A 25781-nucleotide genomic window follows, 5' to 3' on the forward strand; every position below is an offset into this window, starting at 1 on the left:
CCTGTGAATAAGCACCCCATACAAGACAACACAATGCATTTTTAGGGTTGAAATGTGGGCTGTTTATAGCGTTATACTATCAAAAGACGCCAACTTCGTTCAACCATGAAGCACCCTACCTTGATGCCTGTTACTTTACGTGCTTTTAAACACCCTCTTTTTCTCATTATAAGCCTTATTATGGGTGTGGGGCTATTTTGGTCAATCACCCTATTTAACGACTACCGAAGCGGTGCTTCATCGCTTTTTCAAGGTGGAATTGGCAACTACTTGAAAGTGACCTTATTCTTCAACGCCCTGTTTGAAGTAGTGTCTTTTCTGATTTTTATGCAGGTGGCCCCGAGGTATCTTCGTCTGTTCCGAATCACGCACCTCAAACTCAACCTTAAAAGTGTGTTGATGTATGAACTCCTCTTTCTCCCCTGCATTTTAGGTTCCATTGTTATCTTCAGCCCCCTCACCAACGGCATTAGGTATTTATTTCTTTTCTATCCTTTCTACTCATGGGAAACGTATTTTCCGACCTATTTTTTTCAGCCGAATATGTTTATAGCGTACTTAAACGTCTTGCTACCTTTTGGGTATATATACCTGAATTCTAACCTATTGCTAGACTATAACGAGTGGAAGCAAAAAAACCTTCAAAACACAGATGCCCCAGGCCAGCCTCTGCCATTATACATCAAAGCCATTGAAGCGTGGGACGATTTGGGGGAGACCATTTTGTCCTTACAGGATATTATTTACATTGAAGTAGAGTCCAATAACTATTTTGCGTATACAAAGGGGCGAACCTATAACATTCGCAAAAATTTGTCTGAACTGGAGGCCGAACTCAACCCTCAGCAGTTTTATCGCATCAATCGATCGGTGATTTTAAACCTCAGTTTTCTAAAAACCTACACATTTTTAAAAAATGACAAATACATCGTCAGACTTAATGATAGCAAAACAGAGTTTGTAATGCAACGGGCAAGGGTTAAGGAACTCAAGAAGCGCTTAAACGAGCCCAACCCTCCTGCATAAAAAAACCATTCCGAGAGAATGGTTTGGCATTTTTAAGTATTTTTAAAAACTTGCCGTAAATTCGTCCCGATTTCTCTTTCCAAACTACACCTGATATAATGCACTATCTTAAACTTTCATTGGCAATCCTGTGTACAACTACCCTATTTGCCCAAACAAAAAAATCAACTTCATCGCCTGAAAAGCTGGCCCGCCCTAAACTCGTAGTGGGCGTAGTAGTAGACCAAATGCGCTACGACTATTGGTACCGTTATTTTGATAAATACAGCGAAGGCGGTTTTAAGCGCCTCTTACGCGAAGGATTCAACTGCCGCAACCATCATTACCATTATGCACTTACCGTAACCGCCGCCGGCCACGCCTCGGTGTATACAGGCTCCACGCCCGCTATTCACGGTATTGTAGGCAATGACTGGTACGACCAAAAACTAGGCAAAGGAATGTACTGTGTAGCCGACAGCACGGTTCAATCCGTCGGCACAAGCAACTCGGCGGGCAAAATGTCTCCCAAGAATTTATTGGTCAGCACCATCACCGACCAACTGCGCATCGGAAACAATTTTCAGGGAAAAACCATCGGCGTTGCCATCAAAGACCGAGGCGCGATTCTTCCCGCTGGTCATACCGCCAACGGTGCCTATTGGTTTGACAGCCGTACTGGCAACTGGATTACGAGTACGTTTTACATGAACGATTTGCCACAGTGGGTCAAAGATTATAACGCCAGAAAACGCCCATCAGAACTGATGAAGCAAAACTGGAATACACTGTTGCCCATTGAACAATACACCGAAAGTACCGCCGACGACAAACCCTACGAAGCAAAAATTGCGGGTGCCAAAAAATCCGTTTTCCCGTACGATTTGGCAGGAATAGCAGGCGACGCCTACGGCATTCTGGCAAGTACACCGCACGGCAATACCATCACCAAAGAAATTGCGCTTGAAGCCATCAAAAACGAAAACCTCGGCAAAGGAACGGCCACCGATTTTTTAGCCATCAGCTTTTCTACCCCCGACTACGTAGGTCACGCTTTCGGCCCTAACTCCGTAGAGGAGCAGGATATTTACCTACGCCTTGACCGCGACATTGCTGAAATCCTGACCTCGCTTGACAAGCAGGTGGGTAAAGGCAACTATCTATTTTTCATTTCTGCCGACCACGCCGTGATGGATGTGGTAGAACTCTGGAAGCAAAACCGCTTGCCCGCAGGTCGCCTCAACATCGGACAAATTGTAGCCGCTGCCAAAGCCGCACTGAAAGAAAAATTCGGCGAAGGCGATTTTATTACCATCTCCGAAAACTACCAAATCTACCTCAACCATGCCACCTTGGAAGCCAAAAAGCTGGAGGTAGCCGATGTCTGCAAAGTGATTCGTAAAAGACTCCTTGATTTTGACGGAATTGCCGATGTGCTCAATCTGCATGATTTGGGCAATGCCAATATCAATGAATATTTGCTCACCTTGTACAAAAACGGCACGCACGTAAAACGCAGTGGCGACATTCAGATGGTTATTGAACCAGGCTGGATGTCGGGCTCTTCAACCGCTACGCACGGGGCCCCGTACAATTATGACACGCATATTCCGTTGTTGTTTTATGGCTGGGGAATTAAGCCCGGAGAAACCTTTGGGCGAACTTCAGTAGCCGACACCGCCCCTACGTTGGCGGCATTACTTAAAATTTTAGAGCCCAGCGGAAACATCGGAAAAGTGATTGAAGATGTCATGAAAAAATAAATCATCTGACAATCAATTACATCAAATTCCTCCAAAATAGGTTGCTGAATTTAGTTACAGGATATTTTGTTAAAAATTTGACAACAAAAGATTTTTTCCTATCTTTCGAATAAGACCTTACCCATACATTCAGGATATGCAACCAGAATTCGAGGAAAGACAACCAGATTGGCGGGACTCAGTACAGCGATTTGAGGTAATGCTTAAAAACCACGAACGCCAATTTTTTGATTTAGATGCCTACGAACATATCGTGGAGCATTACATTGGGGAAGGGAACTGGGAACGCGCCCTTCAAGCCTGTGAATTCGGCCTTGAGCACTTCCCTTATTCGCTTGAACTAATGCTTGACAAAGCCCACCTGCTGGCGCAAAATCAACGATTTGATGAGTCGATTAACCTGCTCGAACGGGCCGCACTCTTCAACCCCCACGATTTAGATGTGCTGTTTATGCAGGGGGGAGTTTACAACATGATGGGCGAATACGAGCAGTCGGTAGAGGTGTATGAACAGATGCTCAATTTCATTGAAGAAGAAGAAAAAGACGATATTTTATTTCAGATTGGCCAAGCATACCAAAACGGCGGCAAATACGAAGAAGCCATCGAAAGGTATAAAAAAGCGCTTGAACACAATCTTGAAAATGAAAATGCGCTTTATGAACTCGCTTTTTGTCTGGAAATCACAGGCCAAATGGAGAATAGCATCGACTATTACAATGAGCTCATTGATCGTGACCCTTACTCTTCCAATGCATGGTACAACCTTGGCATTGTTTACAGCAAACTCGGCCGCTATGACGAAGCCTTAAACGCTTACGACTACGCCACGGTGATCAAGGAGGATTTTGCATCGGCATATTTCAATATGGCCAATGCATACATGAATCTGGAGCGCTTCGAAGAAGCTAAAGAGGCTTATCTGCTCACGTTGAAACATGAGCCTCCTTCGGCTGATTTGTATTGCCACTTGGGAGCAAGCTACGAGAAACTCAAAGATTTCGGCAATGCCCTCGCCAATTACCGCGAAGCCCTAAAACTCGATAAGGAATGGGACGAAGGTTGGTTTGGGGTGAGTGTGTGTTTGGCCGTGGAAGGGAAGTGGATTGAAGCCCTCAACTGTATTCAAAAAGCCATTAAACTAAACGAACACGTTGCGGACTATTGGCTGATTCAAGCCGACTTGGAATATAAAATCGGCAATTTAGTATCCAGCAATGAAGCCTTTGAGAAAGCGGCTGAACTAGAGCCTGATTTTGAAGATGTGTGGCTCAAATGGTCATTGGTGTTGTTTGACCAAGGACAATTTGAACGCGCCTACGAAATCATCCAGCAAGGCATCGACGACATTCCCGACAACGCAAGCCTCTACTATCGAGCTACGGCCTATCTCCTGCACGCGGGCGATTATCGAGAAGCTATTCTCAACCTTGAAGTGGCGCTTACCCTTGATTACGAAGCCCACGAGCAACTGTATGATTTCTTTCCAGAACTGGAAAAACAGAAGGCATTATTCAAATTAATTGAACAATACAGAAAATAAGAAAGGGGCTTCCGCACCTTTCTTATTTTATTTCAACTCCAATACCCACGCCGTCATGGCGGGCACTTTTAAGGAAGCCAAAGAAGAAATCGTTTCTTCCGTCAATGCATTTTTTGCCGTGGTAAAGCCCTGCATCCGTTCGGAAAAACGGGCCGTTTCGAGCGTAGCGGCCTCAGCGTTCGTATTCATTACTACCATAATGGTCTTCTGCGCGTTGTGACGAAAGTACACGTAAAAGCCGTTTTGGGGAATAAACTGCGTGAATTTTCCGCTGTGCAATGCAGGCGTGTTTTTGCGGTAATTAGCCAATTTTTTGACAAACTCAAAGGCTTCGTTCTCACGGGCCGTCCGTCCCGAAGCCACAAATTTATTTTGGGTATCGGTTTTCCATCCTCCCGAAAAATCCCGACGTACTTCGGCATCAGTAGGATTTTTGAAGTTTTTCATCAAGACTTCCGTTCCGTAATAAAAGTGCGGAATCCCGCGCGTAGTCAGCAGCCACGCAACGCCCAACTTGTATTTGTTGAAATCCTCCCCGATGACCGAAAAGAAGCGGTCGGTATCGTGGTTCTCCAAAAATGTAACCATTTTGGAAGGGTCATAATAAAGGAAATCCTGCGCCAAGGCATGATACACTCTGTTGATTCCACCATCCCACCCAAACGATTCTTTTAGCCCGTCGTTGATGGCTTGAAAGCTTGGAAAATCACAAGTACCAGGCTGATTACAGGCAAAAGGAAACTTTACATTGTTTCGTACATAATACGACAACAACGCAGGGTTGGTTACCCAAGTTTCTCCAAAAATCAACAGGTTTGGATATTCATCCATCAACGCCTGATTGCAGCGATTCATGAAAGGCATATCGTTGTACTTGTACGTGTCGATGCGCCATCCATCCAACCCAAATTCTTCGGTACTCCAAATGGCGTGTTGAATTAAATAGTTGGCAAAAAAAGGACTGCGTTGGTTGACATCTGGCAAAAAAGGCGTAAACCAGCCATCGGTAAGGTATTTTCGGTCAATATTGGCCCCGTTAGGGTCAGTAATCGCTTGTTCTTTGTGGGTGGTGCCAGTGTAGGAAGGCCACGTATTAAACCAATCTTTGGTGGGAGGGTCAAGGTACATCCAATGGTCTTCCGAAACGTGGTTATAGACCGCATCCTGAATCAGTTTCATGCCGCGCTGATGCAAGGCCGTCGAAAGCTTCTTATAGCCTTCATTGCCGCCAAAACGTCGGTCAATTTTATAATGATCGCTGAAATGATAACCGTGGTAAGCCGCCTGTAAATTGCCGTGTAACTCTTTTTTGAGTTTGGTATCATTTTCAATGACGGGCGTATTCCACAGCGTGGTTACTCCCAATTCCTGTAAATAATCCAAGTGATTTATAATGCCCTGAAAGTCGCCACCGTGACGAAGGAAAGGTACATTTTTGTCGGCTTTAGTATCGAGCATATCTTCAAAACGGTCGTTTGACTCGTCGCCGTTGGCAAAGCGGTCGGGCATAAGTAAATACACAAAATCTGAAGAATTAATAGGTACAGGTTGGTGGCGTTTGGTGCTTAAAACGTATTTTTGAGTGGTTTTGGCGCCTCCTTGGGTAAATACCAACGACATGGTTCCGGGTTTTGTCGCTTTGGAAATGGACAAATCCACAAACAAATAATTGGGATTTTCAACGGTATGCGTTTTGAGAACACGCACCCCAGCATAGTTTACGCTCACGGCTGCTTTGTGGATATTTTTGCCATAAATGAGCAGCTGCACATTCGGGTTTTTCATCCCTATCCACCAATTCGTGGGGTGAATACGCTGAATTTCGAGCGTTTGCGCTACCAACACAGCATTTACTGAAGCCAACAGAAGGCTTACAATCAAGCACTTAGCAAATTTCATCATAGGAAAAATTATTTTAATTCTCAAAAATAATCAAAAAACTTTCCCATCCATAAGCCGCTTTAACGCATACTACTAATGATGTTAAGATAACGGATAAAGCGCCGTTGAAAACTGCCGCCGATACTCGCCCGGGCTTTGATGAGTGAGTTTTCGAAAGGTGCGGTTAAAATGGGATAGATTATTAAATCCGCATTCATACGCGACCTCGGCCACATTTATGTTTTGCAGAAGCATCACGCGGGCATGGTTGATACGGTAGTCGTTGACGAATTCTGTAAACGTTTGGTGGGTCATTTTTTTGAAATACCGACAAAAAGCGGGCAAGCTTAGATTGACGGTTTCGGCCACATCATGGGGGTTTATTTCAGTTTGGAAATGCGTCTCGACAAACGAATAGATTCGACGCAAGCGTTCCGTTTCCTTGGGCGGAACGTCGGGGCTATTGGCTTCCGAGTGCAGCAATTCAACGTCGACCGCCAAGGCCATTTCATGCAACACCCACAGCAACGTCATCATGCGCTCGAATCCCGTTTGCGTGGGCATCTGTTGGATTTTCTCTCCCACTTTTCGCTTGGTATCCCTCCCAAAGGCCAATCCCCGTTTTGACTTTTCAAAAAGCAATTGAATTGATTCCATCTCCACGTTTTTCAAAAACTCTTTGCCTAAGAAATCCTCCCGCAATTGAATGACAAACTCCTCAAAATCACTGCTTTGTCCGTAAGCAAAATTTAGATGGGGGATATTGGGACCGATAAAAACCAATTCGCCGTCTTCGTATCGCGACAAATGCCGACCAATCTGCCGACGTCCTTTTCCGGCGGGGATATAAACGATTTCGTATTCGGGATGATGGTGCCAGTATACCCGGCAGCTTTCTTCGTCGGTGGCATGATAGAGCCGAAAGGAATTTCCGACGGTCGGCTGTATTTTTTCAAATTCTAAACGTGCCATTTTGCTTATTTTGACACATAATTACAAAAAAAAGTCAATGGAGTGTTGTAAGTGGCAAACAAAATCGTAGAGTTGAACCGAAAATTGGCCGTAAATTTGTACCATCATTAACTCATTCATCGATAATGGATGTTTTTGTATCTCAATAATATCCCATTTCTTATTCTATTATGTCGCAACTTGCAGTAATATTTGACATGGACGGCGTCATTGCCGATACCAACCCCACCCACAACGTAGCCTGGCGTAAATTTCTCGACCGTTATGAAATAGTGCCCACCGAAGATGACCTTCAAAACCACATGTACGGCAAGCACAACAGCTATATTCTCAATTATTTTTTAAAACGGGAATTAATGGCCGAAGAACTGCTGCAATTGCAATTTGAAAAAGAAGCCCTGTTCAGAGAATTATACACGAGTATTGTTGAACCATTGCCTGGATTGTTGCCATTTTTGGCTGATCTGAAACAAAATGGTGCCAAACTAGGCATTGCAACCTCAGCACCAGTCGAAAACTTGGAAATGATGGTGGGGCAAATCCCGTTGCTAAACGAAGTAATGAGCTCTATGCTTTCCGAAAAGGACGTCACGAAGCATAAACCTAACCCAGAAGTGTATCTCAAAAGTGCCGAACGACTGGGTGTTTCGCCTTCACAGTGCGTTGTTTTTGAAGATTCGGTTTCGGGTGTCAGTGCGGGATTAGCCGCTGGGATGAAAGTAATTGGCGTCACCACGTCTCATTCATCCGACGAACTCCCACCGTGCAGCGCTTACATCAACGACTACCTAGACATGTCGTATTCGACTGTTCTACAATTAATTAACGCAACGTTATAATCTACCTCCATGTACATCGAACATCTAGCGCTTTGGTGCCGTGATTTGGAGCGGATGCGCACATTTTATGAATTGTATTTTGGGGCGGTTTCCAACAAAAAATACGTAAACGCCAAAAAGCAATTTGAGTCTTATTTTCTCTCGTTTGAGCAAGGTCCACGGCTAGAAATCATGCAAATGACTGGTATACCCGCGCATTCAAACGATGTATATGCGCAATTTACGGGCCTGATTCATTTTGCCGTTTCGGTGGGAAGTGAAGAAAAAGTAAATGAATTCACAGAGCGTCTTCGCAGTGCTGGTTACGAAGTGGTCGGTGAGCCTCGCTGGACGGGAGATGGTTATTACGAAAGCGTCGTATTTGACCCTGAACAAAACAGAATTGAAATTACGAATTGAGTTTAAGGGAGTACGTGCTTTGTTTCACCAACGATATGATTGAGTCATGGACGTCGAAAGGCACTTAGTTTTCAAAAAAATACACATTCAAAATAAAGGGCGCGGTGTTATCCGAATTTGAGCCTCTTTCAGCTAAAAATGACAACCCATTTAAAAACCTATTTTACCCACAGCAGGAGTTTAGCCATTGGCGCAATATTTGCGTCGGTGGGATTTCTGTTTGGCAACTGGGTTACTTGGATTCCTTACGTAAAGCAGAAATTTGCCCTGAGCGATGCCCAATTGGGCCTGCTTTTACTAAGTATGCCTCTTGCCTCCACGCTCACCAATCCTTTATCTGCACTCATTCTCAACCGATTCGGAATGCGTGCAACCACTATTTGGGGACTTACGGGTATGGCACTTGCGTATTCATTGCCCGTCAATGTGCCTTACCTCTGGATGACCTCCATTGGATTAGGTCTGATGGGTATCGGCATCGCCTTTACCAACGTGGCCATGAATACCTGCGTTACGTCCATTGAGCGTCAGGATGGCATCTACATTATGTCAACCTCGCACGGGATGTTCAGCGCGGGTGGCATGATTGGCTCGGCACTGGCAAGTATTTTGATGGGGCTTAAAGTCTCCCCTGCCCTGCACATTGCGGGCGTATCGGTACTCATTATTTCGGTTGCGTTTATTGCGCGCCCTATTGTTATGAGTATTCACGAAGAAAAACGCACAACCACGGAAGTTCCTAAATTCGCGTGGCCCAATCGTATATTAATGGGCATGATTGCCATTTCATTTTGCACCAACGTCACCGAAGGCACAATGGCCGACTGGACCGCCGTGTACATGCGCGATATTGTGAAGTCAAACGACTTTTATATTGGCTGGGGATTTGCCTTTTATGCGTTATTTATGGCCTCTGGGAGGTTTATCGGCGATTCGCTCATTCCTCGTTTCGGAAGTCGAAAAATACTGGTATCGGGCGGAATTTTGGCCGCAATCGGCATCATGATTGCGGTGCTTTTGCCCCATACCTCTACTGCCATTCTTGGCTTTGGAATGGTTGGAGCGGGGGTTTCTTGCGGAGCACCTATCCTCTACGGCAGCGCAGCCCGAGTACCTGGAATGGCCAAAGGTGCGGGCCTTGCAGCCATGAATACGTTCAGTTTGGCAGGATTCTTAGCTGGCCCTGCTATCATTGGCTTGGTATCCAGCGCCCTCAATCTATCGTTTGCTATCGGTTTGGTAGCCATTTTAGCACTGATATGGGCATATTTATCCAGCCGTTCCAAGTTGTATTAAACTCGAGCCAAAAGCAGAAAGGTTTGATAAACTTTTCTGCTTTTGTTACTTTTGGCCAATTATAGGAACAACTTTATTCAGGCCAATTTTGCTCACACCTCAACATTTCTCCTTTTCGCTTCCGGTTTGGCGTATTTTATACGACACCCTTCCTAATGAGAAAACCTCCCCACTTTTAATCTTTGAGCTACGCGATAAAAACCAGTTAAAATGGGCTGCATTTGATTGCGAAACAGGGAGGGTTTGTTGGGAACAATCTTTTCCACAAACCACTTGGTGGACCAGTGCCATCGGCTTTTATTCGGGCATACTTTTGCTTCACGAATATGCAGGGAGTGAACAGCCCGCTCCCAAAAAACTCATAGCGATAGAGGCGTTAACTGGCCGACTGGCTTGGGTTTGGGAAGGATGTAAATTTGAACATACCGATGGAACAAACCTCAAAACCTCCAGAATGGGTCCTGAAAGTGCCCCAATTCTGGAAAACAGGGCCCTTAGCACGGGAGAAATCCTTGAGTTACCCTGTGCTTCAGCCCAAACTGTCTCACCCCAGTGGCGAGCTCCTGTTACATACGAAGAAACCAACCCTTATTACGGAATAATGGCTCAATTCATTGAAAAAATAACAGGAAATATCCTTAAAAAAGCAATAAATTATGGTGAAATCTCTGGACATCTATTGTTTTTTTACTACTTTTACCCCACTAACGCTGTTTCATTATCCCGGTCTATATTGGTAGTAAATTCGACGAAAACAGTTCTCCTGCACGAAACGATGCCCTCGGACGTGGAGAGTGCCGCTTTCGGCGATTATTTGTATGATAACCACCATATTGTTTTATTAAAAAAAGTTGACGAAATTACCGTAATAAAATTGCCCAGACCATGATAAAGCGCGTCGGATTTTGCCTTGTAGTGTTAGGATTATTGTGGGGAAAAACGACCCACGCAACACCTTCCCGCTCTTCTTTGCCCGATTCTACTGGTAGCGAGACCAAAAACGGTCAATCTTTTGTGATTCATAAAGTAGACCCTGGACAAACATTGTACGCCGTGATGCGGAAGTACAAAACAACCCTAAAAGCGATAAAGGATGCCAACCCCGGAATGAAAGATAATTTGATAACGGGGCAAGTATTACGCGTACCCTCACAAGCTCGCTCATCAGCGCCTAAAACGGCCACGAAAGAACCCGAAAAAGCGCCCGAAAAGGATAAATTAGTGCTTGATTACGAGATAAAACCCAAAACGGAGTCGACCGTAACCATAAAATCAGAAGAGGATAAGCCAAAACCAGAAACCCCTAAGGTGGAGGAAGAAGCCAAACCTGCGGAAGTGGCAGCCGAGAAAAAACCAGAGGATATAAGCAACGCCAAACCTGTTGCAACTATCTCTAAAACAGGACTTCATAAAGTAGAAGGCGGACAGTCGTTGTACGGAATTGCGGTTAAATATGGCGTTTTGATGGCCGATATTCGTCGCTGGAACAGTCTGACGTCTGACCAACTTCGTTCTGGTCAGGAATTGATTGTGGCCGAACAGGCCTTTCAGGATTATTTGAAAAAAAATAAATTGGATTCGGTTAAATTGGCGGATGCGAAGAAGTCAAACGCCGAAAAAAACCCAGTTCCAGTTGTTCGTCCCGAAGACCCCACCAACTCAAACCTACCCGAACCTAAAATTGCCAATACTGGCAAGCGTATTTTGGAAACAGGAGTAGCTGAGGTTTTGGAGGGAATGGATAGCAACAATAAATACCTCGCCCTTCACCGTACGGCGCCCGTTGGCTCATTGATTCAAGTCAAGAACATGAACAACAGCCAAAGCATTTGGGTAAAAGTGATTGGCAAATTGCCAGACATCAGCGCAAACAACCGCATTATCATCAAACTCTCGGCCCGTGCGCAGGAAAAACTTTCTCCCGGCGGCCGACAATTCATTGCTGAAATCAGCTATTTGGCACAGTAACTTCTTTAAGCAGAATATATAAACGCCTCCCAAGTAGACCGATGTCCTTCACTTGGGAGGCGTTTATGTTTTTGTAAAACCCTCGGTTGAGATATTTCAATCCTTTTTTACAGCGTATAGTATAGGTAGGTATTATTCAAATATCTTAAGCAAATGTGAAACAGTCTTATCCGATAAGTTAAACAACCATCCTGGAAAAATCCCTAATGCAAATGACATAAGCACCAACGGAATCAGCATCCATTTTTCCAATCGGTTCAAGTCCGAAAGAAAAGGCAATTCGGTCGGATTCTTAGCCCACGGTTTCCCAAAAAACATCCGCTGAAATGTCCAAAGAAAATACGCGGCGGCCAGTATTATGCCCAATGTTCCCAAGGCAGTCAACCACACGGGCAGCCTATCTGACTGAAAACCACCCATCAGCGTAAATAGCTCACCGATAAAGCCCGAAAAGCCAGGTAAACCGAGGGAAGCAAAAAAAGTAATACCCGTAATAATGGTATATAAAGGCATATATGAAATCAACCCACGGTAGTTGTCAATGAGGCGGTTGTGGGTGCGGTCGTACAAAACCCCAACCAATAAAAACAACAGTGACGAAAGGATTCCGTGGCTCACCATTTGGTATACCGCGCCGTTGAGTCCTTCGGCCGTGAGCGAGGCAATCCCCAACACCACAAAGCCCATGTGCGACACTGAAGAATAGGCAATCATCTTCTTCAAGTCATTTTGGGCTAAGGCATTAAAGCCCCCATAAACAATGGAAAGCACCCCCAATACGGCTAACGTAAAGGCATATTCGGCGGCGGCATCGGGAAAAATGGGATAAGCAATTCGCAGTAAGCCATAGCCACCGATTTTTAAGAGGACACCCGCCAACACCACCGAAACAGGCGTGGGCGCTTCAACGTGCGCATCAGGCAACCAAGTATGCAGTGGAACAATCGGCAGCTTAATGGCAAAGCCAATAAACAGCAACCAAAAAGCAAGCATCCGAGAAGGCATCCCCAACAGCGTAATTTCACCACTCGGAGTAAGGATGCTGTCGGGCAAATAATTACGTCCGTCGGTCATTAATCGTAAATCAAACGTATGCACCATCGTTTTAGCAAGTTCTGACTCATACGGGTCAATCACCGAAATATAGAGGCCAATCATGACAATCAGTATCAACAGCGAACCCACAAGCGTATAAAGGAAAAACTTGATGGAAGCGTATTCACGACGCGGCCCTCCCCACAATCCAATCAGGAAATACATGGGTAAAAGCATGAATTCAAAAAACAGAAAAAACAAAAAGAAATCCAGTGCCAAAAAGCACCCCATGATACTCGTAGTCAGCAACAAGTACAACGAATAATAGGCTTTTTCGCGTTTGGCGATTGAAAATGAAGAAAAAACGCCCACCATCATCACCACCGATGAAAGCATAATTAGGGGCAGACTGATGCCGTCAACGCCTAAAATAAAATCAATAGAGACCGTCCCCAAACTTCCCATCGACAGCGTAATCCAGTCGGCTTTTTCCACCATTTGAAAATCGGCAGTTTGGGTTGAAAAAAAGTAATAAACGACGGCTGAAACCACCACTTGACACGCACAGAAAAAAACGGCAATCCATTTGAAGGCCTCTTTTTGGGAGTTGGGGAGCAATGCAATCACCACCGACCCAACGAGCGGATGAAAAGTAAGAAACGAGAGTAGATGAGGAATCATAATAGTACGTTAGCCAAAACCCAAAAGCGATATTTGTTGCCGATGGCCTTAAAAAAACAAAAAAATCATTAGTAAAACACCCAAAAGCATTACCACAAAATAGGACTGAACCCGCCCATTTTGCAAATTTCGAATCCTGTTTCCGACAAAACCCGCCAGCCAAGCCAACGCGTTTACTACGCCATCCACGACCAATTTATCAAATCGCCCAATGGCATGGGCACCAATCACGGTGACATAACCTACGCTATTGACCACTACATCAATCATCCGTTGGTCTATCCTATTCGTCCAGTACGCTATTTTCTGTAAAGGCGCAATCAGAAAAACATGCCGATCCGTTTCATCAGCATGTTCATTCAACCATTTCAATCCGTTCCGTATTTTCCCAAATAAAGAAACAAACAACTTTGCAAAAGCATCATGAACTCCTTGAAGCAACGTAATGGGGGAAGGTAATGGCCCTGTAGCCGTGGAATAAAAGCCGCCTAACAGCCCAATGGCAACGACCAAAACTGACAGTATAGCCACCATTCCATGCTCAGTTTCGGCCCCCTCAACAGGAAACATCCGAAAAAACCACCCGTGGGCGGCATCGACTGGATTGAACGAAAACCAAATAAAAAAAGACAGAATTGCTAGAAGAATAACGGGCACTTTCATAAAAGTATCCGCATCATGAAAGATTTGTTCGTGGCGGTATCCTCCTTGGTTTTCGCCCAAGAAAACCTGTTTCCATTGCCTGATAACGTAAAAAGCGGTAATACCTGCCGAAATTAAGCCTATAACTGGAATAACATAAGCAATGCCCCCTGTATATTTGGCCCACTCAAAGGCCCCAATCAAAATGGCATCTTTGGAAAGAAATCCTGAAAAAAACGGCAAACCTGCTAGTGCAGCGGCACAAATCGTGTAGGCCCAAAAAGTAACAGGCATTTTTTGTCGAAGCCCACCCATTTGGCGGGTGTCTTGAGTATGAACGGCATGGATGATTATGCCAGCGCACAAAAACAAGCCAGCCTTAAAAAAAGCATGGGTCAATAAATGAAACAAAGCGGCTTCTTGGGCTCCCACGCCCATTCCCATCACCATCAGGCCCAGTTGAGAAACCGTTGAATACGCCAACAGTTTCTTAATATCGGTCTGAAAAATAGCCTTATAAGCGCCTAAAAGCATGGTTATGGTGCCGATGATGACCACCACAATCAGAGCGTCGGGCGTCAGGAACGGATGAATGCGTCCGAGTAAAAAAATACCAGCGGCCACCATCGTAGCGGCATGAATCAGGGCCGAGACGGGCGTGGGCCCCTCCATTGCGTCTGGCAACCAATCAGAAAGCGGAAATTGGGCTGATTTGCCAATGGCCCCACAGAATAAACAAACCCCAATGAAGGTAAAAAGTACGGAAGATTCTCCAGAAAGAACGCCATCCTGATGGGTCAAAACCGAGAATTCTGTTGTGCCAAATTGCCAAAATACCAACAAAATACCGATTAAAAAACCCGCATCACCGATACGGTTCAACAAAAATGCTTTTTTGGCCGCCCAAACCGCCCGTGGTCGCTCGTACCAAAAACCAATCAGTAAATATGAAGAAAGACCTACCAACTCCCAAAATACGTACATTAACAACAGACTACCCGCCAACACTATCCCCAACATTGAAAAAACAAACAGTTGTAAAAAAGCAAAGTACCTCCAACGCGCTGGCTCATCGTGCAAATAACTTATTGAGAACAATTGAACTAAAACCGCGACAAAATGCACCACAACCAGCATCATAAGGGTTTGATTGTCTACCAAAAAGGAAAGCATGATGGGCTTACCATTCATTGAAAACCATTCGACCAAATAAACCTGAGATTGATTGAGTGCTTGATTAAGCATCACCAACGAACCACCTAAACCCGTAAGAGTGAGGGCGATGCCAACGTATCCAGCCCAATTATTGGCCCGTTTTCGAAAAGAGAACAAACCAATAAAACCAAGAAAAGGGAAAACAAGCAGTAAAATTAAGTAAAGAGACATTCGGGTTGAGGCAAAACCTTTTCGGCAAATATCAGGCAAATCGGGTGTTTTTACAAAAAAGGGCTGAAAGGATTACGCTACGAGTCCTGCTTTTATTTAATCAGTCGCTCTTTTGATTCCTTCAACAATCAAATCGGGGTCGCTCCAAGGCACAAAGTGATTCATGTTTTCTTTCCAAATCGTGGTCACTTTCACGTGCGGCAGCTTACGCTTGATAAACTTTGCATTATCTGGCGCCACTAGCACATCCTTTCCCCCTTGTACGACCACTACTGGACAACGAATTTTTCCCCAATGAGGGGACATTTTTTTTAGTTCACTTTCTAAGGGCAACAATTCATCATTGCTGCTTCTAAAAAAAGACGGCATTGCCCAGCGCAAAGGCGTATATCTCAACGGATACCGGTACCAGTTGGAAGGCTCCAAGGCGGGGTCGACCGAGCCCGCCACAATAACTAGCGATTTGATGAACTGCGGATACTGTATGGCGGCTTCTGCGATTACTGGCCCACCGTACGAATGGCCTACTAAAATAACGGGTTGCGATTGACGTTTTAAGATGGGCAACAACGCTTCCGCTTGATTTGATAATTCATCTTCTGCCCCTTCTGCTTGTGACTCCCCAAATCCGGGCCTATCTACCGCCAATAAATGGTAATGGGCCAATAAAAAGTTATCTTTCAAAAAAGCTTTAAAGTTGTCCCAAGAACCTGGTGAACCATGAACAAATAAAATCGGCTGTCGCGATGAATCACCCACCTCAATATAGTGTAATTCCCGTCCCAATGCCTGATAAAAACGTCGTTTGGGCTGATAAGGGCTTTTCGAAAAATAGCTATTCATCTCCTTGTCATTCATTCGACCAGTAAGACAAGACGACGTAACCACCGCCAACACATACAAGGAGCCAATGATGAGGAGCATTTTACGGTATTTCATGGGTATTTTTAATAGAGTTGTCTATGCGATAACTTATTTTTCATTTATTTAGTTAAAATTGAACAAAAGAATAGGGAATTCTCGTACGTATTCCGATGATTTACTGCGGAAAAAACATATTATCAACGCTTGTACTTAGCCTCATTTTGTTAGAAGCAGTGGGGCAGAGAGTTCCATTGGATAGTATTTCAAAAATTCGCATTGATGCTCCCACCGCCAAAGACACCGCTTTCGGCATCAAGGCAAAAAAAGTAGTTCCCAAAACTATCTACAATTTTTTGTTTCGGGATATTTATAACAGTACAACTTCAGGAAATACCATCAGCGAAATTGAAGAAAACCCTCACAAAGTATTTGAAGGACGCTGGATTCGGAAGATTTATGTACACAGTGCCGATGTATTTGGTTACAGCGTCTATGATACACTTCGCGGGCCCGACAATTGGCTCGACCGCACTGGAAACCGATTTCATCGCAGTACCCGCGAATGGGTCATCCGAGACAATTTTCTGTTTTTTGAAGAAGGAGACCTCATTGACCCCGAAAAAATCAAGGACAACGAACGGTACTTACGGCAGCAGGGCATTTTTCATGACGTTCGTATCGTCATTGTCCCCTATAAAAATGCCAAAGACGCCGTCGAAGTCCACGTGTATACCCAAGATGTTTGGTCGCTCCTACCCGATGGTTCGGCATCGGGGCTGAATAATTTTTCTATCGGCTTAGAACAACGCAATTTTCAGGGACTAGGGCATTCATTAAAAAATTCGATTGCTTATAATGCCAACGACCCCCGCCAAAGATGGGAATATACAGGCAGATACCTCATTCCCTCCTACCGAAAAACATTCATTACGGGTCAGGGAATCCTGAACCTCCAGCGCGACCAAAAACAACTTGGTTTTAAAGTGTTCAGGCCTTTTTTGACCCCCGAAATGAAATACGCTGGCTCAATCGAAGTCGGATACAACGATTTACGCCTTTTTGAATTCACCACCGACTCCCTCACGGGACGTTCGGTAAGGAATTACTTCTGGTCGCAATATGTTTTATTTGACGCGTGGATTGGGCGTTCGTTTAAGATTTTTTTTGGCGACGACCAACTCCGCGAACGCGCGCGATTTGTGGTAGCATTGCGGCATTCGCGCCAAACATTTTACAACCGAGGTAAGGCCGTCACCGACAGTACCAACCAACTTTTCCAGAATACGCGCCCTACCCTATTCAGTTTTGGATTTTCCAACCGCCGCTACAAACGGGATTTGCTCATTTATGGCTTTGGCCGAACTGAAGACGTACCACTGGGCGCAATGGCAGCGCTTATCTACGGCAGCGACCCCGCTGAGTTAGGCACCCGAAAGTACGTTGGCCTGAAATTTTCCAAGGCGCGGTACATGAAGGCGGGTTATTTGTACAGTTTGGTTAATCTGGGCACCTATTTTAAGGGCGGCACCACCGAGCAGGGCGTGTTCAGCACCGAAAACAATTACTTTACGCCGTTACACAACTTAGGGCAACGTTGGTACGCCCGGCATTTTCTAAATGTAAAATTTGGGTGGGGCTTCAATCGGTTCCAAAATGAATATTTTAATATCAGTGGAAATGAAGGAATTCAGGGAATAACCAGCGACGAGCTGCGGGGCACCCGCAAATTGGTCGTTGGTGTCGAAAGTGTATTTTTTAGTCCTATTAATTTCTTAGGATTTCGGATGGCACCCTTCGTATTTTCAAATCTTGGTTGGACTTCATTTAAAGGAGAACCCCTACTCAATGCCCGTCCTTTTCACGGATATGGCATCGGTTTCAGATTCCGAAACGAAAATCTTACGTTTAATACCTTTCAAGTTCGGCTAAGTATTTATTCAGGCATCCCCGACATTGGACAGCCATTCAGAGCTGGTTTTGAGGGAGTTACCCCGCTTCGACTTAAAGATTTTGACATTTCTGCACCTGAAATAATTCCTTTTAGATAATTTTTTTTTCAATAAATGTATTGACATATAATGTAAATACATTTATATTTGCAATGTCAAATTTGAAAAAGGGATTTATGTCTATTGAAACCGACATCAAACAGAGTAAGTTCAGAAACGCTTACCACAAAATGGCACTCAACTTGATTTACACGACGAGTTGGTTGAGCAATGGTCAGGCTGCACTCTTGAAACCGTATGATTTAACGACGCAACAGTACAATGTATTGCGCATTTTAAGAGGTCAACACCCAAATCCAGTCAGAGTAAATGATATTATCGAGCGGATGCTTGACAAAATGTCAAACGCTTCACGTTTAGTGGACAAACTTCTGGCCAAAGGATTGGTAAAACGCACTGAATGCCCGCGTGACCGTCGTGCCGTTGATGTGGTCATCACCGACGATGGAATGAAAATCTTGGCCGAATTGGACGCCATACAGGGAGATTGGGAAAAAACCCTTCTGAATGTTACAGAAGAAGAAGCAAATCTGCTAAGTGACATTTTGGATAAGCTCCGCGGTTCTGTTTAATTTCCTAAAACAGTGCTGTCATTAAAGTATTTTATTAAAACTATATAAAATCCATCAACACAAACGTCTTTTAATTTAATTTTTTAAACTTTTAAATACCACGAAGTAAAATGAAAACGATCAAAATGTTTGCAAGTGTATTAGTAGCCGGTATGATGATGATTAATTCGGCAGTTGCAACTGAAAAAACAGCCTCCAAAAAAGCAGTTTCGTACAAAGTAGACGCTTCTAAAAGCGTAGTAAAATGGCACGCTAAAAAAGTAACCGGTGAGCACAACGGAACCGTAAACCTGGCTAATGGCGCCTTGACCGTTGATGGCACTAAAATCACCGGAGGTTCTTTTGAAATCGACATGACAAGCATCAAATGTGAAGACCTTACCGATGCTGGTTATAACGCTAAATTGGTAGGACACCTTAAGTCTGATGATTTCTTCTCGGCAGAAAAACACCCCAAGGCAACCTTCAAAATCACCAAAGTAGAAGGTTCAGGCACTAACTACACTTTGACTGGCGACATGACCATCAAAGGAATTACCAAAAGCATCTCTTTCCCTGCTACCGTAAAAGCTGATGCTAAAGGTGTAACTGCGAACGCAAAAATTACGCTTGACCGCACAAAATGGGATATTCGTTATGGTTCAAAATCATTCATCCCTAACATCGGCGACAAAGCTATCTACGACGATTTCGCCATTGATTTGACATTGGCTGCCGTAAAATAATTGTTTCAAAAAGCACATTTCGTACCTCTACAAAACCCCGTTCCTTATTGAGCGGGGTTTTGTTTGTTTAAAACGTACTATTTTTTCAGGATAGGCGTTATTTAATCAAGAAATGCAATCCGCCTTTACCGCTAACTGCACACTTCATGAAAAGCTTATTCTGCCTATTAACAGCCCTTTCAACTTTTTCTTACGCTCACGCCCAAACTTCGCCCGCGAAGGAGGAAGAGGACGACGATTTTGTATGCCATTATTTCGGCTACAAACAACTCCAAACACCCAAAGAAATTTGCAATTACCTTAGCTTTCGTTCTAATCAACACGCCGAGCAGGTGGTGGATCAGATTTTGAGGCAAGTAGGCCTGCTGCGTAACTTTGTGGTGGTAGAGTGCCCAAATACCGAAAACTGCTTTGCTACGGTGGTTGATGGGCAGCGCTACATTGTTTACGATGGTGCTTTTATGAAACGCGTCGAGAATGTTACGCAAACCGACTGGTCGGCTATTAGTATTGTGGCCCACGAAATTGGGCACCATTTGCAGGGGCATACCATCGACGGCAAAGGCAGTCGCCCTCAGAAAGAATTAGAAGCCGACCGCTTCTCTGGCTTTGTCATGCAGCGCCTTGGGGCGTCGCTTGAAGAGGCTTTGGTAGCCATCAAAACTCTCGGCGACGACAAGCCAACGTATTCTCACCCCGCCAAAGCAACCCGCGTAGAAGCCATTCGCCAAGGATGGGTGGATGCCGCTGGGATACTCTCAAACGCTCCAAAACCGACGGCTTCTGGCCCGCAAGTTTCGAATCGTACTCCGCAGTCTACGGTTCCTTCTACACCCTCCCGCCCTGTGGTAGTTTCATCCGCTCCTGAAGAGCCCGAAGATGAAAATGTAGGATGCGTGGCTGGAAATTGTGACAATGGTCTGGGAATTTATGTACACGAAAGCGGCGAACGGTACGAAGGAGACTTTCGGTACGGCAAACGCCACGGAACGGGCGTTCAGTATTATCCAGAAGGTAAAATGAAATACAAGGGGGATTTTCGAACCGACCAACGCACAGGATACGGAGCCTACTATTTTCCCAACGGTGATAAATACGTAGGGTTGTTTCAAAACAACCTTCCCCACGGCAAAGGTACTTACTACTACGCCGATGGCGATCGTTTTGTAGGAATTTACGAAAATGGCAAACGCAACGGCCAAGGCGCTTTTTATCACCGCGACGGACGACGAGAGGCGGGCGTTTATTCAGAAGATGCGCGGGTAAAATAATGTGCTATTTTCTTCCTACGTATTTTCTTAATTTGCGACAGATTATACGTTAATCATGGATTTTGGGAAAGTAGACGACATTTCAAAAGTTAATTTCAACTTACCACCTGACCATCCCTTTACTGGTCAGGTGCTTTCTTCTTTTAAAACATCTGAACCACCACGTTGTTTTGTAGGCCCTCCCATTTGGGCCAATAAAGATTGGGTCGGGAAAATATATCCTACGACGGCAAAGGAAAAAGATTTTTTATACCATTATACCCGTCAGTTCAATACCATTGAGCTAAACGTTACACATTACCAAATTCCCTCAGAAACCACGATTCAGCGTTGGATAGATGCGGCCGTTCCCGGGTTTTGTTTTTGTCCCAAATGGCCCCAAAGCATCAGTCATGAATACCAACTCAAAGGTTGTGAACACTTGAGTCAGGAGTTTACTTCCTCTGTTTTAGAACTGGGAGAGCATCTTGGTACGACCTTTTTGCAGCTTGGGCCCGCTTTTGATACCTCCCAATTTCATACTTTGTCGGCTTTTTTGAAGCAGCTTCCGCCCAATTTCCCCATCGCGGTTGAGTTTCGCCATCCAGATTGGTTTTCCAATGAATCAATTTGGCAAAAAACCCTCGAAATGCTCCACAAACTGGGCATGGGCACCGTGATGTCGGACGTGGCGGGCCGTCGGGATGTGTTGCACATGAGCCTTACTTCTCCCACCCTGACCCTGCGTTTTGTGGGTAATGAACTACACCCAACTGATTTTACGCGGGTGGATGCCTGGGTACAGCGGCTAAAGGACTGGTACGCCCAAGGCCTCCAAACAGCCTATATTTTTGTCCACTGCGGCGAAAACATCAACGCTCCCGAATTGAGCAAGTACTGGATCGAACAACTTAATCTGCATTGCGGGCTATCGCTGCAACCTCCTCATATCCGCCCCAAAGTAGTCCAAGGTTCGCTTTTTTAAGTATAACTCAAGCCTGATTTTGCTATTTACAAAGCCTTTATACTCCTCCGTGTAAAAAAAAGCGTACTCCACGCAACCAGAAACGATTTAAACTCGTAAATGCCTGTACAAACATATTTTTATCACAAAACAAACTTTTGCGTTATCATGAAACAGACAACCATGAAAAGAGGACAATTCCTGCGTGAATTAGGGCTTAGCAGTAGTGCACTGATGGCTTTTTATTGCTTAGGCACCACCATGACCGCCTGCTCTTCGGGCAGTGATGACCCTACTCCAACTCCTACTACCCCAACAACCTCTACTGGCTTGACTGGCAATGCTGATTTGAGTAATGGGGCGATTAATTTCACCTTAAACTTGACAAGCACCGACTTCGCCACCCTCAAAACAGTAGGTAACTTTGTAACGGTAGGCAGCGTCATCGTAGCCAATGCCAAAGGAACCATGGTTGCCCTGTCAAAAGCCTGTACCCATCAGGGAACAACGGTAGGTTATCGCTCGGCACAAAACGACTTCTTTTGCAGCAATCATGGGTCAGAATTTAGCACAACGGGTGCCGTAGAAATGGGCCCCGCCACCAAAGCTTTGACGGTTTATACGGCCAAGTTGAGCACCGACGGCAATACCTTGACCGTTACGGCCTAATTAGTTTATTCTAACAGTGCGTTCCCCAAAAACAAGAAGACCCTAACTAAATTTGTATGAAAGCACTTGCTTCAGTAGTTGCCGCGTTGTTGTTGATAAGTTCAATTGACGTAAAAGCGCAGGAAGATTTAACAAAAATGCTCGAAGAAAACGAGCCCAAAACGACGGATTATACAACGGCCACTTTCAAAGGGACGCGTATCATCAATGGGCATTCTGTGGAAACAGTCAAGAAAAATCACTTGGACTTTATCATTCATCACCGTTTTGACCGTCTGAACTCAGGGGCATACAATCTTTTCGGACTTGATTATTCCACCATTCGTTTGGGATTTGAATACGGTTTGACCGACAACGTAACGATTGGTTTTGGGCGTAGCAGTGTTCAAAAAACCTTTGATTTTTTGGCCAAAGCCAAGCTTCTACGGCAGTCGACGGGCACTCGCAACATGCCCTTCTCCGTAACGGCATTTGCGAGTACGGTCATTGAAACGCTGGATAAAGACCTTTCGACCCAAGACAAAACGGCTTATTGCACTCAACTTCTGATTGCCCGTAAGTTCAGTGAGCGCTTGTCGTTGCAACTCAATCCCACGTTTTTGTACCGCAACCGCGTGGCGACTGCCGCGCAAGAACGGGCCCTTTTTGCTTTAGGATTTGGCGGGCGAATGAAGCTGAACAAACGTTTGTCATTGAATGCTGAATATTATTGGGCATTTCGTGAAAAAGACCTTGAAAATGCCCTTGGTGACCCGTACGGCAATTCGCTCGCAATCGGTGTAGACATTGAGACGGGTGGCCATGTGTTTCAACTTCATTTCACCAATTCTTCGGGTATGGTCGAAAAGCAATTTATCGGTGATACTTCGGGTAGTTGGGGCAAAGGAGACATTCGTTGGGGTTTCAACGTTTCTAGAACATTCAGTTTTGACAAACGCGCCAAAGGAATGATGAAATAGCCTTTTTTCTTTACTTAATGGGTTAAACTTACTATGCCATGAAAACAATCATCATCTTTTTATTCGTTTCTTTCGCGTCGCTTGGCTACCTAAATGCTCAGAATCTGTATTCAACAAGCAACGGGGAAACGAGTTTTTTTTCGGAAACACCCGTTGAAAATATTGCGGCAGTTAACAAATTCGGGCAAGCAATTCTGAACACGTCCACCAACGACATTGTGGTTCAAATGAACATGAAACAGTTTGATTTTCCGAACAAACTCATGCAAGAGCACTTCAATGAAAACTACATCGAATCTGCCAAATACCCCAAGGCGGTTTTTAAGGGCAAAATCAACGAAAAAATTGATTTCACCAAAAACGGCACCTACGACATCTCCGCCACTGGTGATTTCAACCTCCACGGGGTATCTAAACCACGCACATTTAAAGGTAAAATCACCATTGCTCAAGGTTCAATCGGGCTTACGACCGATTTTGAAGTGGCCTTGACCGAGCACAACATTGAAGTACCCAAGGTGGTCTTTATGAAGATTGCCCAGACGATTCAAGTGAAGAATAAGTACAATCTCGCCCCCTACGTTAGTAAAAAATAGGATGTATACAGTGTTTGCAATTCTTGAAAGTACAGTATAGTTTTGGGCAGATATTCTTTGATGAGTGGTAGATATATCTACTGCTCATTTTTTTGTTTCTCTCAATCATCATTTTTCCACTATTATGCAAAAAGTAAAGTTTTCACTCGTTTTAGCAGCCGTTACGCTGATATTGACTTGTGGCTTCGTACAGAAAAAAGGCAAATGGCAGAGCCTTTTCAACGGTAAGGATTTCAGCGGCTGGCACGCTTATAACAAGCAAGGACAACCTATTTCTGACAAATGGCAAATTGAAGACGGTGCCATGGTCTTGACTGGAAAAGGTGGCGGCGACCTTGTCACAGATGCTGAATTCGAGAATTTTGAGTTGGAAATGGAGTGGAAAATCTCCGAAAAAGGCAACAGCGGCGTGATGTGGGGCGTGGTAGAAGATAAAAAATACTGCTGTCCTTACAGTACTGGCCCTGAAATGCAGGTACTCGACGACGCCAAACACCCAGACTCATTTGCAGGTAAAAATGGCAACCACAAGGCAGGTTCATTGTACGACATGATTCCTCCAGCTGACCTTACAGCCGTAAAACCTGCGGGTGAATGGAACAAAGCTAAAATGAAGATTGACAAAGGTCAAGGCACTTTCTGGTTGAACGGTAAACAGATGGTAACATTCCCCACCAAAGGACCAGAATGGGATAAACTCGTAGCCAATAGCAAATTCAAAACTTGGGAAGGTTTCGCCAAGTTTGCGAAAGGAAAAATAGCGATTCAAGACCACGGCGATAAAGTGTGGTTCCGTAATATTCGTATTCGCGAGTTGTAGGAATTTGACGCGGCAAAAAAAGAGTCCATCGTTCGTAGTGAAAACTATAAACGATGGACTTATTTTTTATCCCTGAAGCAACTCTTCCGAAACGCCAATCATGGAGAAACCGCCGTCGTGGAAGAGATTTTGCATGGTCACCATGCGGGTATAATCAGAAAACATCATCACCACATAATTGGCGCAATCGTCGGCCGAAGCGTTGCCAAGTGGAGACATTTTTTCTGCGAAATCATAAAATTTATCAAAGCCGCCGATTCCTGACCCTGCCGTAGTTTTGGTAGGTGATTGAGAAACGGTATTGACCCGTACATTTTTAGCTTTACCATAACGGTACCCGTAGCTGCGGGCAATCGACTCAAGCATCGCTTTTGCCTCCGCCATATCGGTATAAAAAGGAAAAGTCCGTTGTGCTGCCATGTACGACAAAGCCACCACACTACCCCATTCGTTGATGGCATCCATTTTTTCGGCTACCTGCAAAAATTTATGAAACGATAACGCCGATACATCAATACTTTTCAAAAACCAATCGTAATTCAAATCTCCATACGGGCGGCCCTTACGGATGTTTGGCGACATACCGATGGAATGAAGCACAAAGTCAACTTTACCTCCCAATACATCAATAGATTTGCTGTAAAGGTTTTCGATTTCTTCAATGGAGGTAGCATCTGCGGGGATAATTTCGGCCTCACAGGCATCTGCCAATTTATTGATTTCGCCCATCCGCATTGCAATAGGGGCGTTTGTCAGCGTAAAAGTTGCACCTTCGGCTTTCGCTTTCATTGCTACTTTCCACGCGATTGAGTTTTCATCAAGCGCACCCGAAATGATGCCGCGTTTCCCTTGTAAAATTCCGTTTGCCATTTTCTTGTTTTAGAGTTAGGGGCTAAGAGGTAAAAAGTCAGGCTCAATTCTCTCAATCCTTCCCTCTTTTTTC

The 25781-nt window shown here is 44.7% G+C and carries 23 protein-coding genes; 17 read left to right on the plus strand and 6 right to left on the minus strand.

The features are described 5' to 3' along the window. Positions 1 to 105: 105 nt before the first annotated feature. The 3 genes from GVN20_RS08830 (at position 106) to GVN20_RS08840 (ending at position 4311) form a co-directional block, all read left to right on the plus strand. Positions 106 to 1026 (plus strand): LytTR family DNA-binding domain-containing protein, encoded by a 921-nt coding sequence (locus GVN20_RS08830; protein WP_166557953.1) that lies wholly within the window; start codon positions 106 to 108, stop codon positions 1024 to 1026. 98 nt (positions 1027 to 1124) lie between these two features. Continuing rightward, entirely contained in the window at positions 1125 to 2768 is a 1644-nt protein-coding gene (gene pafA / locus GVN20_RS08835) for an alkaline phosphatase PafA (protein ID WP_166557954.1), read from the plus strand. A 136-nt stretch (positions 2769 to 2904) separates the two neighbouring features. Continuing rightward, positions 2905 to 4311, plus strand: coding sequence for a tetratricopeptide repeat protein (locus GVN20_RS08840; RefSeq protein ID WP_166557955.1), 1407 nt, complete (start codon positions 2905 to 2907; stop codon positions 4309 to 4311). Between the two features lie 27 nt (positions 4312 to 4338). On the opposite strand, the gene GVN20_RS08845 is transcribed toward GVN20_RS08840, so the two are convergent. Together GVN20_RS08845 and GVN20_RS08850 are read right to left on the minus strand one after the other, a co-directional pair. Continuing rightward, positions 4339 to 6213: a glycoside hydrolase family 13 protein gene (locus GVN20_RS08845; RefSeq protein WP_166557956.1), complete on the minus strand. Its 1875-nt coding sequence runs from the start codon at positions 6211 to 6213 to the stop codon at positions 4339 to 4341. An 81-nt stretch (positions 6214 to 6294) separates the two neighbouring features. Continuing rightward, positions 6295 to 7164 (minus strand): AraC family transcriptional regulator, encoded by an 870-nt coding sequence (locus GVN20_RS08850; protein ID WP_166557957.1) that lies wholly within the window; start codon positions 7162 to 7164, stop codon positions 6295 to 6297. 170 nt (positions 7165 to 7334) lie between these two features. Between GVN20_RS08850 and GVN20_RS08855 the strand changes: the two genes are divergently transcribed. The 5 genes from GVN20_RS08855 (at position 7335) to GVN20_RS08875 (ending at position 11666) form a co-directional block, all read left to right on the plus strand. Further along, complete coding sequence (locus GVN20_RS08855) at positions 7335 to 8003, plus strand: HAD family phosphatase (protein WP_166557958.1); 669 nt, start codon at positions 7335 to 7337, stop codon at positions 8001 to 8003. A gap of 9 nt (positions 8004 to 8012) precedes the next feature. After that, positions 8013 to 8402: a VOC family protein gene (locus tag GVN20_RS08860; protein WP_166557959.1), complete on the plus strand. Its 390-nt coding sequence runs from the start codon at positions 8013 to 8015 to the stop codon at positions 8400 to 8402. A 138-nt stretch (positions 8403 to 8540) separates the two neighbouring features. Further along, positions 8541 to 9698 (plus strand): MFS transporter, encoded by a 1158-nt coding sequence (locus GVN20_RS08865; RefSeq protein ID WP_166557960.1) that lies wholly within the window; start codon positions 8541 to 8543, stop codon positions 9696 to 9698. Positions 9699 to 9786: 88 nt separating this feature from the next. Further along, positions 9787 to 10587 (plus strand): DUF4905 domain-containing protein, encoded by an 801-nt coding sequence (locus GVN20_RS08870; protein WP_166557961.1) that lies wholly within the window; start codon positions 9787 to 9789, stop codon positions 10585 to 10587. Further along, positions 10584 to 11666, plus strand: a complete 1083-nt coding sequence (locus GVN20_RS08875; protein ID WP_166557962.1) for a LysM peptidoglycan-binding domain-containing protein — start codon at positions 10584 to 10586, stop codon at positions 11664 to 11666. The genes GVN20_RS08870 and GVN20_RS08875 overlap by 4 nt, the downstream gene beginning before the upstream one ends. A 132-nt stretch (positions 11667 to 11798) precedes the next feature. Here the strand turns inward: GVN20_RS08875 and GVN20_RS08880 are convergent, their stop codons facing one another. The 3 genes from GVN20_RS08880 to GVN20_RS08890 all read right to left on the minus strand — a co-directional run bounded on the left by GVN20_RS08880 (position 11799) and on the right by GVN20_RS08890 (position 16349). Next, positions 11799 to 13382: a NuoM family protein gene (locus tag GVN20_RS08880; RefSeq protein WP_166557963.1), complete on the minus strand. Its 1584-nt coding sequence runs from the start codon at positions 13380 to 13382 to the stop codon at positions 11799 to 11801. Positions 13383 to 13430: 48 nt separating this feature from the next. Then, positions 13431 to 15410 (minus strand): NADH-quinone oxidoreductase subunit L, encoded by a 1980-nt coding sequence (nuoL, locus tag GVN20_RS08885; protein ID WP_166557964.1) that lies wholly within the window; start codon positions 15408 to 15410, stop codon positions 13431 to 13433. A gap of 96 nt (positions 15411 to 15506) precedes the next feature. Next, positions 15507 to 16349: an alpha/beta fold hydrolase gene (locus tag GVN20_RS08890; RefSeq protein ID WP_166557965.1), complete on the minus strand. Its 843-nt coding sequence runs from the start codon at positions 16347 to 16349 to the stop codon at positions 15507 to 15509. 158 nt (positions 16350 to 16507) lie between these two features. Here GVN20_RS08890 and GVN20_RS08895 point away from each other — a divergent pair, with 158 nt between their 5' ends. From GVN20_RS08895 to GVN20_RS08935, 9 genes are all read left to right on the plus strand, one after another. After that, entirely contained in the window at positions 16508 to 18322 is a 1815-nt protein-coding gene (locus GVN20_RS08895) for a hypothetical protein (protein ID WP_166557966.1), read from the plus strand. Positions 18323 to 18399: 77 nt separating this feature from the next. Beyond that, positions 18400 to 18855 carry a MarR family winged helix-turn-helix transcriptional regulator gene (locus GVN20_RS08900; RefSeq protein ID WP_166558186.1) on the plus strand — a complete coding sequence of 152 codons (456 nt, stop codon included), beginning with the start codon at positions 18400 to 18402 and terminating at the stop codon, positions 18853 to 18855. Between the two features lie 110 nt (positions 18856 to 18965). Continuing rightward, the gene (locus tag GVN20_RS08905) at positions 18966 to 19580 is read left to right on the plus strand and encodes a YceI family protein (protein WP_166557967.1); all 615 of its coding nucleotides are present in this window, start codon (positions 18966 to 18968) and stop codon (positions 19578 to 19580) included. Positions 19581 to 19726: 146 nt separating this feature from the next. Then, positions 19727 to 20851, plus strand: coding sequence for a hypothetical protein (locus GVN20_RS08910; RefSeq protein WP_166557968.1), 1125 nt, complete (start codon positions 19727 to 19729; stop codon positions 20849 to 20851). A gap of 55 nt (positions 20852 to 20906) precedes the next feature. Next, positions 20907 to 21815: a DUF72 domain-containing protein gene (locus GVN20_RS08915; protein WP_166557969.1), complete on the plus strand. Its 909-nt coding sequence runs from the start codon at positions 20907 to 20909 to the stop codon at positions 21813 to 21815. A 147-nt stretch (positions 21816 to 21962) separates the two neighbouring features. After that, a complete protein-coding gene (locus tag GVN20_RS08920; protein WP_166557970.1) occupies positions 21963 to 22463 on the plus strand; it encodes a ubiquinol-cytochrome c reductase iron-sulfur subunit in 501 nt (166 codons plus the stop codon). Between the two features lie 56 nt (positions 22464 to 22519). Beyond that, on the plus strand, positions 22520 to 23422 hold the full coding sequence (locus GVN20_RS08925) for a DUF5777 family beta-barrel protein (protein ID WP_166557971.1): 903 nt from the start codon (positions 22520 to 22522) through the stop codon (positions 23420 to 23422). Positions 23423 to 23460: 38 nt separating this feature from the next. Further along, positions 23461 to 24018: a YceI family protein gene (locus tag GVN20_RS08930; protein WP_166557972.1), complete on the plus strand. Its 558-nt coding sequence runs from the start codon at positions 23461 to 23463 to the stop codon at positions 24016 to 24018. A 124-nt stretch (positions 24019 to 24142) separates the two neighbouring features. After that, positions 24143 to 24838, plus strand: coding sequence for a DUF1080 domain-containing protein (locus GVN20_RS08935; protein ID WP_166557973.1), 696 nt, complete (start codon positions 24143 to 24145; stop codon positions 24836 to 24838). A gap of 66 nt (positions 24839 to 24904) precedes the next feature. On the opposite strand, the gene GVN20_RS08940 is transcribed toward GVN20_RS08935, so the two are convergent. Continuing rightward, positions 24905 to 25708, minus strand: a complete 804-nt coding sequence (locus GVN20_RS08940; protein ID WP_166557974.1) for an enoyl-ACP reductase — start codon at positions 25706 to 25708, stop codon at positions 24905 to 24907. Between the last annotated feature and the right edge of the window lie 73 nt (positions 25709 to 25781).

This window comes from Runella sp. CRIBMP (assembly GCF_009905605.1).
GTDB lineage: Bacteria > Bacteroidota > Bacteroidia > Cytophagales > Spirosomataceae > Runella.

Bases quoted from the DNA above. Each gene is read 5' to 3' on its own strand.
- GVN20_RS08830 (WP_166557953.1), top strand. From the start codon at position 106: ATGAAGCACCCTACCTTGATGCCTGTTACTTTACGTGCTTTTAAACAC.
- pafA (WP_166557954.1), top strand. From the start codon at position 1,125: ATGCACTATCTTAAACTTTCATTGGCAATCCTGTGTACAACTACCCTA.
- GVN20_RS08840 (WP_166557955.1), top strand. From the start codon at position 2,905: ATGCAACCAGAATTCGAGGAAAGACAACCAGATTGGCGGGACTCAGTA.
- GVN20_RS08845 (WP_166557956.1), bottom strand. From the start codon at position 6,213: ATGATGAAATTTGCTAAGTGCTTGATTGTAAGCCTTCTGTTGGCTTCA.
- GVN20_RS08850 (WP_166557957.1), bottom strand. From the start codon at position 7,164: ATGGCACGTTTAGAATTTGAAAAAATACAGCCGACCGTCGGAAATTCC.
- GVN20_RS08855 (WP_166557958.1), top strand. From the start codon at position 7,335: ATGTCGCAACTTGCAGTAATATTTGACATGGACGGCGTCATTGCCGAT.
- GVN20_RS08860 (WP_166557959.1), top strand. From the start codon at position 8,013: ATGTACATCGAACATCTAGCGCTTTGGTGCCGTGATTTGGAGCGGATG.
- GVN20_RS08865 (WP_166557960.1), top strand. From the start codon at position 8,541: ATGACAACCCATTTAAAAACCTATTTTACCCACAGCAGGAGTTTAGCC.
- GVN20_RS08875 (WP_166557962.1), top strand. From the start codon at position 10,584: ATGATAAAGCGCGTCGGATTTTGCCTTGTAGTGTTAGGATTATTGTGG.
- GVN20_RS08880 (WP_166557963.1), bottom strand. From the start codon at position 13,382: ATGATTCCTCATCTACTCTCGTTTCTTACTTTTCATCCGCTCGTTGGG.
- nuoL (WP_166557964.1), bottom strand. From the start codon at position 15,410: ATGTCTCTTTACTTAATTTTACTGCTTGTTTTCCCTTTTCTTGGTTTT.
- GVN20_RS08890 (WP_166557965.1), bottom strand. From the start codon at position 16,349: ATGAAATACCGTAAAATGCTCCTCATCATTGGCTCCTTGTATGTGTTG.
- GVN20_RS08900 (WP_166558186.1), top strand. From the start codon at position 18,400: ATGTCTATTGAAACCGACATCAAACAGAGTAAGTTCAGAAACGCTTAC.
- GVN20_RS08905 (WP_166557967.1), top strand. From the start codon at position 18,966: ATGAAAACGATCAAAATGTTTGCAAGTGTATTAGTAGCCGGTATGATG.
- GVN20_RS08910 (WP_166557968.1), top strand. From the start codon at position 19,727: ATGAAAAGCTTATTCTGCCTATTAACAGCCCTTTCAACTTTTTCTTAC.
- GVN20_RS08915 (WP_166557969.1), top strand. From the start codon at position 20,907: ATGGATTTTGGGAAAGTAGACGACATTTCAAAAGTTAATTTCAACTTA.
- GVN20_RS08920 (WP_166557970.1), top strand. From the start codon at position 21,963: ATGAAACAGACAACCATGAAAAGAGGACAATTCCTGCGTGAATTAGGG.
- GVN20_RS08925 (WP_166557971.1), top strand. From the start codon at position 22,520: ATGAAAGCACTTGCTTCAGTAGTTGCCGCGTTGTTGTTGATAAGTTCA.
- GVN20_RS08930 (WP_166557972.1), top strand. From the start codon at position 23,461: ATGAAAACAATCATCATCTTTTTATTCGTTTCTTTCGCGTCGCTTGGC.
- GVN20_RS08935 (WP_166557973.1), top strand. From the start codon at position 24,143: ATGCAAAAAGTAAAGTTTTCACTCGTTTTAGCAGCCGTTACGCTGATA.
- GVN20_RS08940 (WP_166557974.1), bottom strand. From the start codon at position 25,708: ATGGCAAACGGAATTTTACAAGGGAAACGCGGCATCATTTCGGGTGCG.